Consider the following 13,403-nt stretch of genomic DNA (forward strand, 5'->3'; position numbering starts at 1 on the left):
ATGAACTGGTTCACCTGGCTCGTGATCGTCCTGGGCGGCGGGTCCGTCGCCTACACCCTCTTCCTGCTGGTCCGTCCGCGCCGATCGAAGGTCGACGAGACCGCGAGACTGCGCGAGAAGTACCAGGGCGAGGACTTCTACCGCGGTGGCACCCCCGGTGTCGGCGGCTTCAACGGCGCCGGCGATCCGTTCAACCGGCGCTAGGCCGGCTGCCGGACCCGGTTGTTGAGAAGGGTCCGTAAATCTAGCGCGGACGGACGAGGCCACCCCTAGTCTCGCCCCGTGATGACTCGAACGACCCTCGCGGCCCTCGCGCTCCTCGGCGGAGCCGCGCTCACGGGCTGCGGTGACGGCGACGACGGGCCGGAGGCGGCGCCGACGGCGACGGTCACGATGACCGAGACCGCGACCGCCGGCGCTTCCGACCCGACGGCGCCGACCGATCCGACCGATTCCGCGGACCCGACCGCCGGGCGCGAGCCGAACGTCGGCGACCTGGCCCTCCGCGTCGGTCAGTGGCGCGAGGGACTCGGGCTGCGCACGCGCGTGATCGAGGTGCGCCAGCCGACCGCCGCGGGGCTGCCCGACTACCTGCGCGACCTGCCCGATGCGTCCGGCGCCGCGGTTCTCGTCAGGTCGTGCGTGCGCAAGGGCGAGGAGGCGACGTGGGTGGCCACCTCGGACTTCACGGCACGCGACAAGTCCGGGGGCGTCTACGAGTCGTCCGGCTCGTCGTGGGACGAGTGGCCGCCGCGGCCGCAGTACCCGTTCGAGCGTGAGGTCCGCGCCGGGCAGTGCCTGCAGGGCTGGATCCTGCTCTCGGCGCCCAACGGGACCCGGATCACCGCCATCGAGCTCTCGGACAGCGACGGCAGCACCGTCGCGGAGTGGCGGGTCTGAGCGAGAAGCGAATCGGCCTCCGACCTGGGTCCAGGTCGGAGGCCGATCACTATTTCCTGGGGTGAGTAACGGGACTCGAACCCGCGACATCCGCCACCACAAGGCGGCGCTCTACCAGCTGAGCTATACCCACCATCGACTCTCCGACGAGCGAAGAGCCGGGAACGAGTGTAGAGGTAACCGGCCCGGAACTAGGAATCGATACCGGTTCCAGGCGTGCCGAGCCCGGTGATCGAGCCGCCGTGGCGGGCGGCGGCGGCCTTGGCGGTGTCGCCGTCGGGGCCCGGGAGGGGCACGAAGACGGTGTCGCGGTAGTAGCGCAGCTCCTCGATGCTCTCCTGGATGTCGGCGAGCGCGCGGTGGTTGCCCCGCTTGGTCGGGGCGTTGAAGTACGCGCGGGGGAACCAGCGCTTCGAGAGCTCCTTGATGGAGGAGACGTCGACGATCCGGTAGTGCAGGAAGGCGTCGAGCTCGGACATGTCGCGGGCGACGAAGCCGCGGTCGGTGGCCACGGAGTTGCCGGCGAGCGGGGGCCGGCTGTCGGGGCCGCAGTGCTCGCGGAGGTAGGCCATGACCTGGTCCTCGGCCTCCTGGAGGGTCACGCCGTTCTCGAGCTCGGCGAGGAGGCCGGAGGACTCGTGCATGTTCCGGACGAAGTCGATCATCTGGTCCAGCGCCTCGGCCGGGGGCTTGATGATGACGTCGACGCCGTCGCCGAGGACGTTGAGGTCGAAGTCGGTCACCAGGGCGGCGACCTCGATCAGGGCGTCGTTCACCAGGTCGAGCCCGGTCATCTCGCAGTCGATCCAGACGAGTCGTTCATTCACGAAGGTGCACCCTACGCCGTATCCGGGCGGGGCATCGGTTCTCAGCAGCCGCTCAGCGGGGCCCGTTAGCCTCGTCGGCGTGAACGGAGCACTGGCCTGGGCAGGTCTGGTCGCCCGGTTGGTGACCGGTGGCGTCTGGATCGTTGCCGGCGCGCTCAAGATCACCGAGCCGGACGCCAGCATCGCCGCGGTGCGCGCCTACCAGCTGCTGCCGTCGTCGGTGGCCGAGACGGTGGGGATCGCGCTGCCGGCGATCGAGCTGGTGATCGGGCTGGCGCTGGTGCTCGGGGTGCTCACCCGGGGTGCGGCGCTGCTCTCGGCGCTGCTGTTCGTCGCGTTCATCGTCGGGATCGCCTCCGTGTGGGCCCGCGGCATCGAGATCGACTGCGGCTGCTTCGGCGGTGGCGGGTCGAAGGCCGGTGCCGCGTCGGCGTACCCGTGGGAGATCGCGCGGGACGCGGCGCTGCTCGCCGCCTCCCTCTTCGTCGCGTGGCTCGGCCGTACGCGACTTTCCCTGGATTCCCTGTTGTTCGACCGGCGCTCGGAGAGCGCCCCTGAAGGAGCTGTTTAGCCGATGTCCTCCAACTCGAAGGCCACTGCCCGCTCGCAGAAGGCCGCCGAGATGCGTGCCGCCCAGAAGAAGCGGGAGGCGCGCCGCCGCATCCTCACCATCACCGGTGTGGTCGCGGTGATGGCGCTGATCATCGGCGGATCGATCCTGGTCAGCGTCCTGAACAAGAAGGAGGTCAAGGCCGCCGCCGCCGGCTCCAGCGCGTACGGCGTGACCATCGGCAAGAAGGACGCCCCCCACTCGATCGTCATCTACGAGGACTTCCTCTGCCCGTTCTGCCGCCAGCTCGAGTCGGCCACGCGCAGCAAGCTCGAGGGCCTCGCGGCCGACGGCAAGGTCTTCGTCGAGTACCGCCCGTTCAACCTCCTCGGCGGTGAGGGCCGGACCTACCCGATCCGCGCGGCCGGTGCCTTCTCCATCGTGCTGGAGAAGTCCGGGCCCGAGGTCGCCAAGAAGTTCCACGACCTCCTTTTCGAGCACCAGCCCTCCGAGCAGAACGCCGACGCCGAGGGCCCCGACTCCGACCTCGTGAAGTACGCCGTCGAGGCCGGCGCGAACGAGGCCGACGTCAAGGCCGCCATCGAGGCCGGCGAGGGTGCTGACTGGGTGACCAAGGCGACCAAGGAGGCCCAGGACAGCGGCGTCAGCAGCACGCCGACGGTGCTCCTGGACGGCCAGGTCTTCCAGGACGGCCGGACCATCGACGACATCGCGAAGAACCTGGTCGCCGCGGTCGACTGACCGCGGCGGGGGCCGGCTGGCAGGATCGTCTCGTGCTGAACGACTTCATCGCGGGCCTGCCCAAGGCCGAGCTCCACGTCCACCACGTCGGGTCCGCCTCGCCGCGGATCGTCTCCGAGCTGGCCGCGCGCCATCCGGGCACGGTCCCGGCGGACCCGGAGCGGTTGCGCGAGTTCTTCGCGTTCCGCGACTTCGCGCACTTCATCGAGGTCTACCTCGCGGTCGTCGACCTGGTCCGCACGCCCGAGGACGTCCGCTACCTCACCTACGAGATCGGCCGTGAGCTCGCCACCGGTCAGGCCGTGCGGTACGCCGAGCTGACCTGCACGCCGTACACCTCGGTGCTTCCCGACGACCCCGAGCGGGGCATGGCGATCGAGGCCTACACCGAGGCGATCGAGGACGCGCGGGTCGCGGCCGAGCGCGACTTCGGGCTGGTGCTGCGCTGGATCTACGACATCCCGGGGGAGTCGGGCATCCCGGCCGCCGACGCGACGCTGCGGTTCGCGCTCGACCACGCGCCCGAGGGTCTGCTCGGCTTCGGTCTGGGCGGTCCCGAGATCGGTGTGCCGCGCGCGCAGTTCGCGCCGCACTTCTCGGCCGCGCGGGCCGCCGGCCTGCGCTCGGTACCCCACGCGGGCGAGACCACCGGTCCGGAGACGATCTGGACGTCGCTGCGCGACCTCGGTGCCGAGCGGATCGGGCACGGCACGTCCGCGGCGGCCGACCCCGCGCTGCTGGCCTACCTCGCCGAGCACCGGATCCCGCTCGAGGTGTGCCCGTCGTCCAACGTCGCCACGCGCGCGGTCGCCTCGCTCGACGAGCACCCGCTGCCGCGCTTCGTCGAGGCCGGCGTCCTGGTGACGATCAACTCCGACGACCCGCCGATGTTCGGGACCACGCTCAACCGCGAGTACGAGATCGCGGCCGACCTCCTCGACCTCGACGCCGCCGGGGTGGCCGACCTGGCCCGGGCCGGCGTCGCGGCCTCCTTCGCGCCGGACGACGTCCGGGCCCGGCTCAGCGCCGAGATCGACGCCTACGCCGCCCGGGGAGCCTGAGCCCGTGGCCACCACCCAGCCCGGCCCGCTCGGCCTGTTCGCCATCGACGGCCTGCTGTCGGACGAGGAGCGGGCGATGCGCGACACCGTGCGCGCCTTCGTCGACGCGCGGGTCCGCCCCCACCTCGCCGACTGGTACGACGCGGGCACGCTCCCCGCCCGCGACCTGGCCCGCGAGCTCGGCGGACTGGGCGTGCTCGGCATGCACCTGGAGGGCTACGGCTGCGCCGGGACCAGCGCCACCGCCTACGGACTGGCCTGCCTCGAGCTCGAGGCCGCCGACTCCGGCCTGCGCTCCCTGGTCTCGGTCCAGGGCTCCCTGGCGATGTTCGCGATCTGGAAATGGGGCACCGAGGAGCACAAGCAGGCCTGGCTGCCCCGCATGGCCACCGGCGAGGCCATCGGCTGCTTCGGCCTGACCGAGCCCGACTTCGGCTCCAACCCCGCCGGCCTGCGCACCCGCGCGGTCCGCGACGGCGACGCCTGGGTCCTGACCGGCACCAAGATGTGGATCACCAACGGCTCCATCGCCGACGTCGCCGTCGTCTGGGCCCAGACCGACGAGGGCATCCGCGGATTCGTCGTGCCCACCGACGCCCCCGGCTTCACCGCCCCCGAGATCAAGCGCAAGCTCTCCCTGCGCGCCTCGGTGACCAGCGAGCTCGTCCTCGACGGCGTCCGCCTGCCCGCCGACGCGGTCTTCCCCGAGGTCCGCGGCCTGCGCGGCCCGCTCTCGTGCCTGGACGAGGCCCGCTTCGGCATCGTCTTCGGCTCGCTCGGCGCCGCCCGCGACTGCCTCGAGACCACCATCGCCTACGCCCAGCAGCGCGAGATCTTCGACAAGCCCCTCGCCGCCTACCAGCTCACCCAGGCCAAGCTCGCCGACATGAGCCTCGAGCTCGGCTAGGGCATGCTCCTGGCCCTCCACCTCGGCCGGCTCAAGGACGCCGGGCACCTCGCCACCGAGCAGGTCAGCCTCGGCAAGCTCAACAACGTCCGCGAGGCCATCGCCATCGCCCGCGAGTGCCGCACCATCCTCGGCGCCGCGGGCATCACCCTGGAGTACCCGGTCCTGCGCCACGCCAACAACCTCGAGTCGGTCCTCACCTACGAGGGCACCAGCGAGGTCCACCAGCTCGTCATCGGCCGCGCCCTCACCGGCGAGGCCGCCTTCCGCTGAGCCGCGGCGGAAAAAGCATCAGCCCCACGGGGCTCATACCTCCCGCGGGGCTGTCACTTTTGTACGACATCCGGGCCACGCGCCGGGGGAGGCGCGCCGGGCTCGGGTGGGGTGCCTAGGCGCTGTGCAGCCGGGTCGGCGGCAGCGCCCGCGCGCGCCAGCGGCCGCCGTCCCGGTCGACCTCGATGGGGTGCTCGAAGGTCCGGCTGATCGTGTCGGTGGTGACCGCCTCGGCGACCGGGCCGGCGACGACGACGTCGCCGTGCGAGATGAGCAGCGCGTGCGTCGTGGTGGTCGGCAGCTCCTCGAGGTGGTGGGTGACGAGCACCGAGGCCACCTCGGGCGCGCTGTGCGCGAGCCGGTCGAGCACGCTGAGCAGCTGCTCGCGGGCGGCCACGTCGAGGCCGGTCGTCGGCTCGTCGAGCAGCAGCAGGCGCGGCTGGGCGGCCAGCGCGCGGGCGATGAGGGCGCGGCCGCGCTCGCCCTGGGAGAGGGTGGGCCAGTGCGCGTCGCGGCGGGCGCTGAGGCCGACCTCGGCGATCAGCTCGTCCGCGCGGACGACGTCCTCGGGGGTGGGCGTCCAGCGCATCGGCAGCTCGATCGTGCCGGTGATCCCGGTGAGCACGACCTGGTGCACGCTCAGCCGGGACTCCAGCGGGTGGCGCGGGTTGACGTGGCCGATGTCGCGGCGCAGCTCCTGGAGGTCGACCCGGCCGAGCCGGCGGCCGAGCACGTCGACGGTGCCCGACGTCGGGTGCACCTGGGCGCCGCAGAAGCTCAGCACGGTGCTCTTGCCGGCGCCGTTGGGCCCGAGCAGCGCCCAGTGCTCGCCGGCCCGGACGGTGAGGTCGACGCCGTGCAGGATCTGGTTGCCGTTGCGGCGGAAGGTCACCTCGCGCAGGTCGAGGACGGTCGGGTTCACGTCAGGGTCTCCTTCAGGGACGTCAGGTGGGTCCGGCTGAGCCGGGCGGCCAGGTCGGCGTCGCGATCGGCGATCGCGCGGTGCAGCAGGTCGTGGGCCTCGTGGTCGCTGGCGTGGTCGGCGGCGGTGCCGAGGCGGAGCATCTCCACCATCGCCACCCGGCTGCGCGGCACGAAGCTGTCGAACAGGTCCACCAGGACCGGGTTGTGGGCCGCCACCACGACGGCCCGGTGGAACGCCATGTCGGCGTCCACCCGCTCCTCGACATCGGTACGACGCGCGCGCTCGGCCAGCGCCCGCCCGATCGCGCGCAGCTCGGTCGGCGTCCGCCGCTGCGCCGCGAGCGCCGCGGCCTCGGCCTCGATCGCCGTGCGCGCCTCGATCACCGAGACGATGTCGGCCCGGCGCAGCACGAGGTCCCAGTCCTCGGGGACGTCGAGCGCGGTGACGAACACGCCCGCACCCTGGCGCGAGGCCAGCACGCCGCGCCCGGCGAGCTGCCGGATCGCCTCGCGCAGCGTCGAGCGGCCCACGCCCAGCTGGGGGGCGAGCGTGGTCTCGCCCGGCAGCTTGGCGCCGAGGGTCCACTCGCCGGCCCGGATCCGGGTGAGCAGCAGGTCCGCGGCCTGGTCGGCGAGCGGCTCGCGGCGTACCTGGGGGCTGGGCATGGAGGCAGGGCCTTGTCTACTTGTCTGAGGAGTTGGGCTAGAGTCTAGGACATGCAGACGACCGCGCTCCTCCTTGCCCGCCGCGGCGGGGCCTGGTGCGGTCGGCTCCTCGTCGCGGAGTGAGACGTGCGCCGGCCCCACCACGACCGGCAAGGAGCCTCCGCATGACCACCTACGACTGGAACCGCCAGCGTCCCTCGGGGATGCCGTCCCACCGCTACCGCGACGTCCACGACCGCGTCGACGTACCCCTGACCGAGCGGGACTGGCCCACGCGCCGGCTGACCGAGGCGCCCCTGTGGGTGCCGGTCGACCTGCGCGACGGCAACCAGGCCCTGGCCGAGCCGATGGATCCCGAGCGCAAGCGCCGCTTCTTCGCGCTGCTCGTCGCGATGGGCTACAAGGAGATCGAGGTCGGCTACCCGTCGGCCTCGCAGACCGACTTCGACTTCGTCCGGCTGCTCGCGGCCTCCGACCTGGCGCCGCCGGACGTGACGATCGTGGTGTTCACCGCGGCCCGCCGCGACCTGGTCGAGCGGACCGTGGAGTCCGTGCGGGGGCTGCGCAACCCCGTCGTCATCCATCTGTACACCGCGACCGCGCCGACCTGGCGCGATGTCGTCCTGGGGCACTCGCGCGAGGCGCTCAAGGACCTGGTCCTGGCCGGGGCGCGCGACGTCCTCGAGCTGAGCGAGGGACTGCCCGACGTCCGCTTCGAGTTCTCGCCCGAGGTCTTCAACCTGACCGAGCCCGACTACGTCCTCGACGTGTGCGACGCGGTCACCGCGCTGTGGGAGGCGACCCCGGAGCGCCCGGTGATCCTCAACCTGCCCGCCACGGTGGAGATCGCGACCCCCAACGTGTACGCCGACCAGATCGAGCACATGCACAAGAACCTCGCGCGCCGCGACAGCGTGATCCTCTCGGTGCACCCGCACAACGACCGCGGCACCGGCGTGGCCTGCGCCGAGCTCGCCGTCCTGGCCGGGGCGCAGCGGGTCGAGGGATGTGTGTTCGGCAACGGCGAGCGGACCGGCAACGTCGACATCGCCACCCTCGCGCTCAACCTGCACGCCCAGGGCGTCGACCCGATGATCGACTTCTCCGACATCGACGAGGTACGCCGCACGGTCGAGCACTGCACGCGGATCGAGGTGCACCCGCGGCACCCCTACGTCGGCACGCTGGTCCACACCGCCTTCAGCGGCACCCACCAGGACGCCATCCGCAAGGGCTTCGCCGAGCACCGCGCCCGTGCCGCCGCGCAGGGCCGGGCCGCGTCCGAGATCGACTGGCGGGTGCCGTACCTGCCGGTGGACCCGGCCGACCTCGGCCGCACCTACGACGAGGTGATCCGGGTCAACTCCCAGTCGGGCAAGGGCGGCATCGGCTACGTGCTGGAGCGCGAGCACGGCGTCGTGCTCTCGCGGGAGCGCGAGATCGCGTTCGGCCGGACGGTCCAGCGCCACGCCGACGCGACCGGCACGGAGGTCAGCGCCGCCGAGCTCGGCACGCTGTGGGAGCGCTTCGCGCAGGGGGAGTCCGGCGAGGGGTGACACACTCGGGCCGGTGGCGGACAGGTACGGGGCATGAGTCCACCCCGCGCCCCTGATCCACGCCACCGGTTCGCCGAGCTCTATCGGGCGCTCTACGGCGACCTGGTCCGGTTCGTGCAGCGCCGGACCGGGGCGGAGCCCGGGTCCGCCGAGGATGTCGTCGCCGAGATCTTCCTGGTCGTGTGGCGCCGCGTCGCCGACCTGCCCGCGGACGACGACGCCGCCCGTGCCTGGGTGTACGGCGTCGCGCGCGGTCACCTGCTCAACACCCGCCGCGGCGACCGGCGCCGGCAGGCGCTCGCGGTCCGGCTCGCCGAGGCGGCGCCGGCACCACCGGCGAGCGGCGACGACGACCGCACCGCCGACGCCGCCGCCCGGCGGGTGGACCTCGCCCGCGCCTGGAAGCGCCTCTCGGCGGGACACCAGGAGGTCATCACGCTGACCGCGCTCGACGGTCTGTCCGCGCCGCGGGCCGCGGAGGTGCTCGGCATCTCGCCGGTGGCCTACCGGCTGCGGCTCAGCCGGGCCCGCCGGGCGCTGCGCCTCCACCTCGACCACCTCCCGCGGACCGCGCCCGCGGCACCCGAAAGGACCTCCACGCCATGACCGACGACCTGATGACCCTCGTGCGCTCGCTCGACCCTGCGGACCCGGCGGCCGCCGTACCGACGGGGGAGGGGGTGCGCGCCCGGGCCGACCTCGCCCGGATCCTCGCCACCGACCCGCTCCCGGCGCCTCGCCGTCGTCCGGCCCGGGTGCTCGTCGCCGCCGCGGCGGCCGTCGCCGTGGTCGCGACGGGCGTCGTCCTCACGCCGTCCGTGATCGGCGGCGACGCCGCCTTCGCCACCTGGCGCCCGCTGCCCCAGAAGGTCGTCGGCACCGCCCGGACCGAGGCCGCCGACCGGTGCCGCGACGAGCTGGGCGACACCGGCGCGACCGACGCCCTCGACCGGGCCCGGCCCGCGGTGGCCGAGCAGCGGGGCGCCTGGACGCTGGTGCTCCTCAGCGGGACCGGCGGGTTCTCCGGGCTGTGCATCACCGACGACAGCCGCCGGCTGTTCGGCGACATGATCGGCTCGGTCGGCACGGCCGACGTACCGGTGCCCGGGCCGCGCGGGCTCACCGCGACCGACCTCGGCACCGGCTCCCTGGACGCCGGCGACCTCTCGCTCGTCGCGGGCCTGGCCGGCGACGACGTGGTCGCGGTCGCCTACGCCAGCGCCGAGCACGGACGGGTCGAGGCGAGTCTCGGCGAGGGCCGGTTCGCGCTGTGGTTCCCCGGCGACGAGCTGGTCGGCGGGGGCGTGGTGCCCCTGGAGGTCACCTACGCCGACGGCAGCCGGGCGCGCGTCGACGTCGCGCTCTGAGCCCGCAACGCAGCGACCGCCGGCCGGCGTCCTCACGGACGTCGGCCGGCGGTCGTGCTGATGGCGCCCCCGGCAGGAGTCGAACCCGCAACCAGCCGGGTAGAAACCGGCGGCTCTATCCAATTGAGCTACGGAGGCCCGGGCGTCAGGGTATCGCCCCGCGGGCCCGGATCCGCTAGCGAGCGGACGAGCCCGCGATCGCCGCGGCGACCGCGTGGTGCACCTCGGGGTGGAACACCGACGGCATGATGAAGCTCGCGTTGAGCTCGTCGTCGCGCACCACGAGCGCGATCGCCTCGGCCGCGCGGAGCATCATCTCCACGGTCACCTCGGCGGCCCGCGCGTCGAGCAGGCCCCGGAAGACACCGGGGAACGCGAGCACGTTGTTGATCTGGTTCGGGAAGTCCGAGCGGCCCGAGGCGACGACGGCGGCGTACTTCGCGGCCTGCGCGGGGTCGACCTCGGGGTCGGGGTTGGCGAGCGCGAAGACGACCGGGTCGGCGGCCATCGTGGCGATCCACTCGGGCTTGAGGATGTTGGGGGCGCTGACGCCGATGAACACGTCGGCACCCTCGAGCACCTGCTGCAGCCCACCGGTACGACGCTCGCGGTTGGTCAGCGAGGCGAGCTCCTGGTGCGCGGGGGACAGGCCCGCGTCGTCGGCGCACAGCGCACCGGTGCGGTCGACCACGACGACGTCCTGGACACCGGCGGCCAGGAGCAGCTTGACGATCGCGGTGCCCGCGGCGCCGCCACCGGAGACGACCACGCGCGCGACGCCGACGTCCTTCTTGACCACGCGCAGCGCGTTGGTGAGCGCGGCGAGCACGACGATCGCCGTCCCGTGCTGGTCGTCGTGGAAGACGGGGATGTCGAGCCGCTCGCGCAGCCGGGCCTCGATCTCGAAGCAGCGCGGCGCGGCGATGTCCTCGAGGTTGATGCCGCCGAAGCCGGGAGCGATCAGCTCGACCGCACGCACGATCTCGTCGGTGTCCTGGGTGTCGAGGCAGATCGGCCAGGCGTCGATCTCGCCGAACCGCTTGAACAGCGCGGCCTTGCCCTCCATCACCGGCAGCGCGGCGCCGGGGCCGATGTTGCCCAGGCCGAGCACCGCGGAGCCGTCGGTGACGACCGCGACCGCGTTGCCCTTGATGGTGAGCCGGCGCACGTCCTCGGGGTTCTCGGCGATCGCCATCGAGACCCGCCCCACGCCGGGCGTGTAGGCCAGCGACATGTCGTCGCGGGTCTTGAGCGGGACCTTCGAGGCGACCTCGATCTTGCCGCCGAGGTGGATCAGGAACGTCCGGTCGGAGACCTTGTGCACCTCGACGCCCTCGACCGCGGCGACCGCGGTCTGCAGCTCGAGGGCGTGCTCGGCGTCCGCGGCCGAGCAGGTGACGTCGACGGTGAGCCGGTGCGCGCTGGACTCCGCGACGTCGATCGCGGTGACCATGCCACCCGCGCTCGCGATCGCGGTGGCGACCTCACCCACGACACCGTGGTCGACGGTGGTGTGCAGGCGCATGGTGATCGAGTACGACGAGGCGGTGGCAGTCCTTTTAGGCACGATCCAAGTCTCGTCCCGAGACGGGGTTACTCGGAAGTCGGCGCGGTGTTCGATTTCGCCGCGGGTGCGGCGCGAGGCTCAGCCGCGGTCGTGGGTGTGGGCCACGTAGACGTCGCACGAGGCGTGCGCGGCGACATCGCGCGCGATGCTGCCGAGGACCCGTCCGGCGATGCCCTGGACCCGCTTGTTGCCCACGACGATGAGCTCGGCGCCCAGCGCCTCGGCGGTGCTGACGAGCGCCTCGCCCGGCTTGCCCTCGGCGGCGGCCGTGGTGATCGTGAGGCCCGGGTACGCCGTACGGAGCAGGCCCGCCGCCTTGGTGGCGACCTTCTCGGCCTCGGTCTCGTTGCTGAGCATCAGGGTGTCGCTGCCGATCCGCACCGTCTCGGACTCGAACTTGCCGAACGCCGAGATCAGGTGGAGGCGCGCGTCGAGCGCCTGGGCGAGCACGGCGGCCCGCTCCGCGGCCGCTGCCGCCGTCGCACTGCCGTCGACCCCTGCGACGATGATCTTGTCCGCCACTGCTGCTCCTCACGCCGTTGTGACCTGCGGCCCCAACGTAGCGCTCAACCGCGCAGCGTGGCCATCCAGTCCTCGATCGCCTCGGGGGTGCGCGGCAGCGCGGCCGAGAGGTTGCGGACGCCGTCGGCGGTGACCACCACGTCGTCCTCGATCCGGATGCCGATCCCGCGCAGCTCCTCGGGGACGAGCAGGTCGTCGGCCTGGAAGTAGAGGCCCGGCTCGACGGTCAGCACCATGCCCTCGACGAGGTCCGCCTCGCGGTAGGCCTCGGGGGCCGCCTTGCCGCAGTCGTGGACGTCCATGCCGAGCATGTGGCTCACGCCGTGCAGGGTCCAGCGGGCGTAGACCTTGGAGTCGGGGGAGAGGGCCTCCTCGACCGGGACCGGCAGCAGGCCGAGGTCGTCGAGGCCGTGGGCGAGCACGTCCATCGCGGCGTCGTGGCCGGCCAGGAACTTCGCGCCCGGCCGGAGCGCGGCGATCGCGGCTTCCTGGGAGCGCAGCACCAGCGTGTAGAGGTCGCGCTGCAGGGGGGAGAACGTGCCGGAGACCGGCAGGGTGCGGGTCACGTCGGCGGTGTAGAGGTTGGCGCCCTCGACGCCCATGTCGCACAGGATCAGCTCGCCGGGGACGATCGCGCCCGAGTTCTCGATCCAGTGCAGCGTCGTCGCGTGGGAGCCGTTGGCGACGATCGAGTCGTAGCCGAGGTCGTTGCCCATCGTGCGCGCCCGGCGGAAGAACGTGCCCTCGAGCCAGCGCTCGCCGTGCTCGACGACGCGGTCCCACTCGCGCACGCAGTCCTCGAAGCCGAGCGTGGTCGCGTCGACCGCGGCCTGCAGCTCGCCGATCTCCCAGGCGTCCTTGACCAGGCGCATCTCGGAGGCGACCCGCTCGAGCTCGCCGTCGCGCCCCTCGTCGCCGGGGACGAGCGCGTCGACCGGGGCCGAGACGCCGCGCAGGACGCGGGTCTTGGCGCTGCGGGCGAGGTCGGCCTCGAGCTCGTCGACGTGCTTGACGGTCAGGCCGAGGGCGGCCTCGAGCTCGCCGGCGGACGGGCGCTTGCCGGCCCACAGGGCGCCGTACTGGCGGTCGCGGAAGAACTCGTCGCTGTCCCGCGTCGAGCGCGGGCGGGCGTAGAGCACCGCGGAGCCGTCGGGCTCGACGACCAGCGTCGCGTCGGAGGTCTGGTTGCCGCTGAAGTAGGCGTGGGCCGTGTCGGCGCGGAAGCGGTAGTCGGTGTCGTAGGCGCGGACCTTGTAGCCGCCGCCGGGCAGCACCAGGCGCTCGCCGGGGAACGCCTCGGCCAGCCGGGTACGACGAACGGCCGCGTGGTCGGCGAGCGGATGGCGCTCGACGTCGTCCTCGCGCTCGTCCCAGCCCGTCCGCATGAAGGCCGCATAGGCCTCCGGGACGGCCGGGTCGTGCTGCTCGGTCTTCGGTCCGTTCTGCGGGGTCTCGGCGCTCACCCCCCTACTGTACGCACGCGCGCACGCCCGTGAAGACGCGGCGATCTCAGGCGCGCGG

The 13,403-nt window shown here is 72.9% G+C and carries 14 protein-coding genes, 2 tRNA genes and 1 pseudogene; 9 read left to right on the forward strand and 8 right to left on the reverse strand.

Features of this window, described 5'->3' with window-relative positions:
- Together M0M48_RS03380 and M0M48_RS03385 are read left to right on the forward strand one after the other, a co-directional pair.
- Positions 1–204, forward strand: a complete 204-nt coding sequence (locus M0M48_RS03380) for a hypothetical protein (protein ID WP_257754401.1) — start codon at positions 1–3, stop codon at positions 202–204.
- 81 nt (positions 205–285) lie between these two features.
- Complete coding sequence (locus M0M48_RS03385) at positions 286–900, forward strand: hypothetical protein (RefSeq protein WP_257754402.1); 615 nt, start codon at positions 286–288, stop codon at positions 898–900.
- Positions 901–957: 57 nt separating this feature from the next.
- Here the strand turns inward: M0M48_RS03385 and M0M48_RS03390 are convergent.
- Positions 958–1,033, reverse strand: a tRNA-His gene (locus tag M0M48_RS03390).
- 58 nt (positions 1,034–1,091) lie between these two features.
- Positions 1,092–1,727 (reverse strand): oligoribonuclease, encoded by a 636-nt coding sequence (orn, locus tag M0M48_RS03395; protein WP_215816356.1) that lies wholly within the window; start codon positions 1,725–1,727, stop codon positions 1,092–1,094.
- A gap of 79 nt (positions 1,728–1,806) precedes the next feature.
- Between orn and M0M48_RS03400 the strand changes: the two genes are divergently transcribed.
- The 4 genes and pseudogenes from M0M48_RS03400 (at position 1,807) to M0M48_RS03415 (ending at position 5,280) form a co-directional block, all read left to right on the forward strand.
- On the forward strand, positions 1,807–2,298 hold the full coding sequence (locus M0M48_RS03400) for a DoxX family protein (protein ID WP_215816355.1): 492 nt from the start codon (positions 1,807–1,809) through the stop codon (positions 2,296–2,298).
- A 3-nt stretch (positions 2,299–2,301) separates the two neighbouring features.
- Positions 2,302–3,039: a DsbA family protein gene (locus M0M48_RS03405; RefSeq protein WP_257754403.1), complete on the forward strand. Its 738-nt coding sequence runs from the start codon at positions 2,302–2,304 to the stop codon at positions 3,037–3,039.
- A 32-nt stretch (positions 3,040–3,071) separates the two neighbouring features.
- On the forward strand, positions 3,072–4,100 hold the full coding sequence (locus M0M48_RS03410) for an adenosine deaminase (RefSeq protein ID WP_257750077.1): 1,029 nt from the start codon (positions 3,072–3,074) through the stop codon (positions 4,098–4,100).
- A 4-nt stretch (positions 4,101–4,104) separates the two neighbouring features.
- Positions 4,105–5,280: pseudogene (locus tag M0M48_RS03415) on the forward strand (acyl-CoA dehydrogenase family protein).
- Between the two features lie 115 nt (positions 5,281–5,395).
- Here the strand turns inward: M0M48_RS03415 and M0M48_RS03420 are convergent.
- Both M0M48_RS03420 and M0M48_RS03425 read right to left on the reverse strand, forming a co-directional pair.
- The gene (locus M0M48_RS03420) at positions 5,396–6,202 is read right to left on the reverse strand and encodes an ABC transporter ATP-binding protein (RefSeq protein ID WP_215816351.1); all 807 of its coding nucleotides are present in this window, start codon (positions 6,200–6,202) and stop codon (positions 5,396–5,398) included.
- The gene (locus M0M48_RS03425) at positions 6,199–6,870 is read right to left on the reverse strand and encodes a FadR/GntR family transcriptional regulator (RefSeq protein ID WP_215816350.1); all 672 of its coding nucleotides are present in this window, start codon (positions 6,868–6,870) and stop codon (positions 6,199–6,201) included. Before M0M48_RS03425 ends, M0M48_RS03420 begins: the two co-directional genes overlap by 4 nt.
- A gap of 164 nt (positions 6,871–7,034) precedes the next feature.
- Here M0M48_RS03425 and M0M48_RS03430 point away from each other — a divergent pair, with 164 nt between their 5' ends.
- Genes M0M48_RS03430 through M0M48_RS03440 form a run of 3 tightly spaced genes read left to right on the forward strand, consistent with a single transcriptional unit; the run spans position 7,035 to position 9,793 of the window.
- Positions 7,035–8,426 (forward strand): 2-isopropylmalate synthase, encoded by a 1,392-nt coding sequence (locus M0M48_RS03430; RefSeq protein WP_257750078.1) that lies wholly within the window; start codon positions 7,035–7,037, stop codon positions 8,424–8,426.
- Positions 8,427–8,459: 33 nt separating this feature from the next.
- A complete protein-coding gene (locus M0M48_RS03435) occupies positions 8,460–9,032 on the forward strand; it encodes an RNA polymerase sigma factor (RefSeq protein ID WP_257750079.1) in 573 nt (190 codons plus the stop codon).
- Positions 9,029–9,793, forward strand: a complete 765-nt coding sequence (locus M0M48_RS03440; RefSeq protein ID WP_257750080.1) for a hypothetical protein — start codon at positions 9,029–9,031, stop codon at positions 9,791–9,793. The genes M0M48_RS03435 and M0M48_RS03440 overlap by 4 nt, the downstream gene beginning before the upstream one ends.
- A 61-nt stretch (positions 9,794–9,854) precedes the next feature.
- Here M0M48_RS03440 and M0M48_RS03445 read toward each other — a convergent pair.
- The 4 genes from M0M48_RS03445 to M0M48_RS03460 form a co-directional block, all read right to left on the reverse strand.
- Positions 9,855–9,931: transfer RNA gene (locus tag M0M48_RS03445), tRNA-Arg, on the reverse strand.
- A gap of 37 nt (positions 9,932–9,968) precedes the next feature.
- Complete coding sequence (locus M0M48_RS03450; RefSeq protein WP_257754448.1) at positions 9,969–11,318, reverse strand: NAD-dependent malic enzyme; 1,350 nt, start codon at positions 11,316–11,318, stop codon at positions 9,969–9,971.
- A 120-nt stretch (positions 11,319–11,438) separates the two neighbouring features.
- On the reverse strand, positions 11,439–11,882 hold the full coding sequence (locus M0M48_RS03455; protein WP_215816346.1) for a universal stress protein: 444 nt from the start codon (positions 11,880–11,882) through the stop codon (positions 11,439–11,441).
- 44 nt (positions 11,883–11,926) lie between these two features.
- Positions 11,927–13,345, reverse strand: a complete 1,419-nt coding sequence (locus M0M48_RS03460) for an aminopeptidase P family protein (protein WP_257750081.1) — start codon at positions 13,343–13,345, stop codon at positions 11,927–11,929.
- Positions 13,346–13,403 lie beyond the last annotated feature (58 nt).

The organism is Pimelobacter simplex, assembly GCF_024662235.1.
Taxonomy (GTDB): Bacteria; Actinomycetota; Actinomycetes; order Propionibacteriales; family Nocardioidaceae; genus Nocardioides.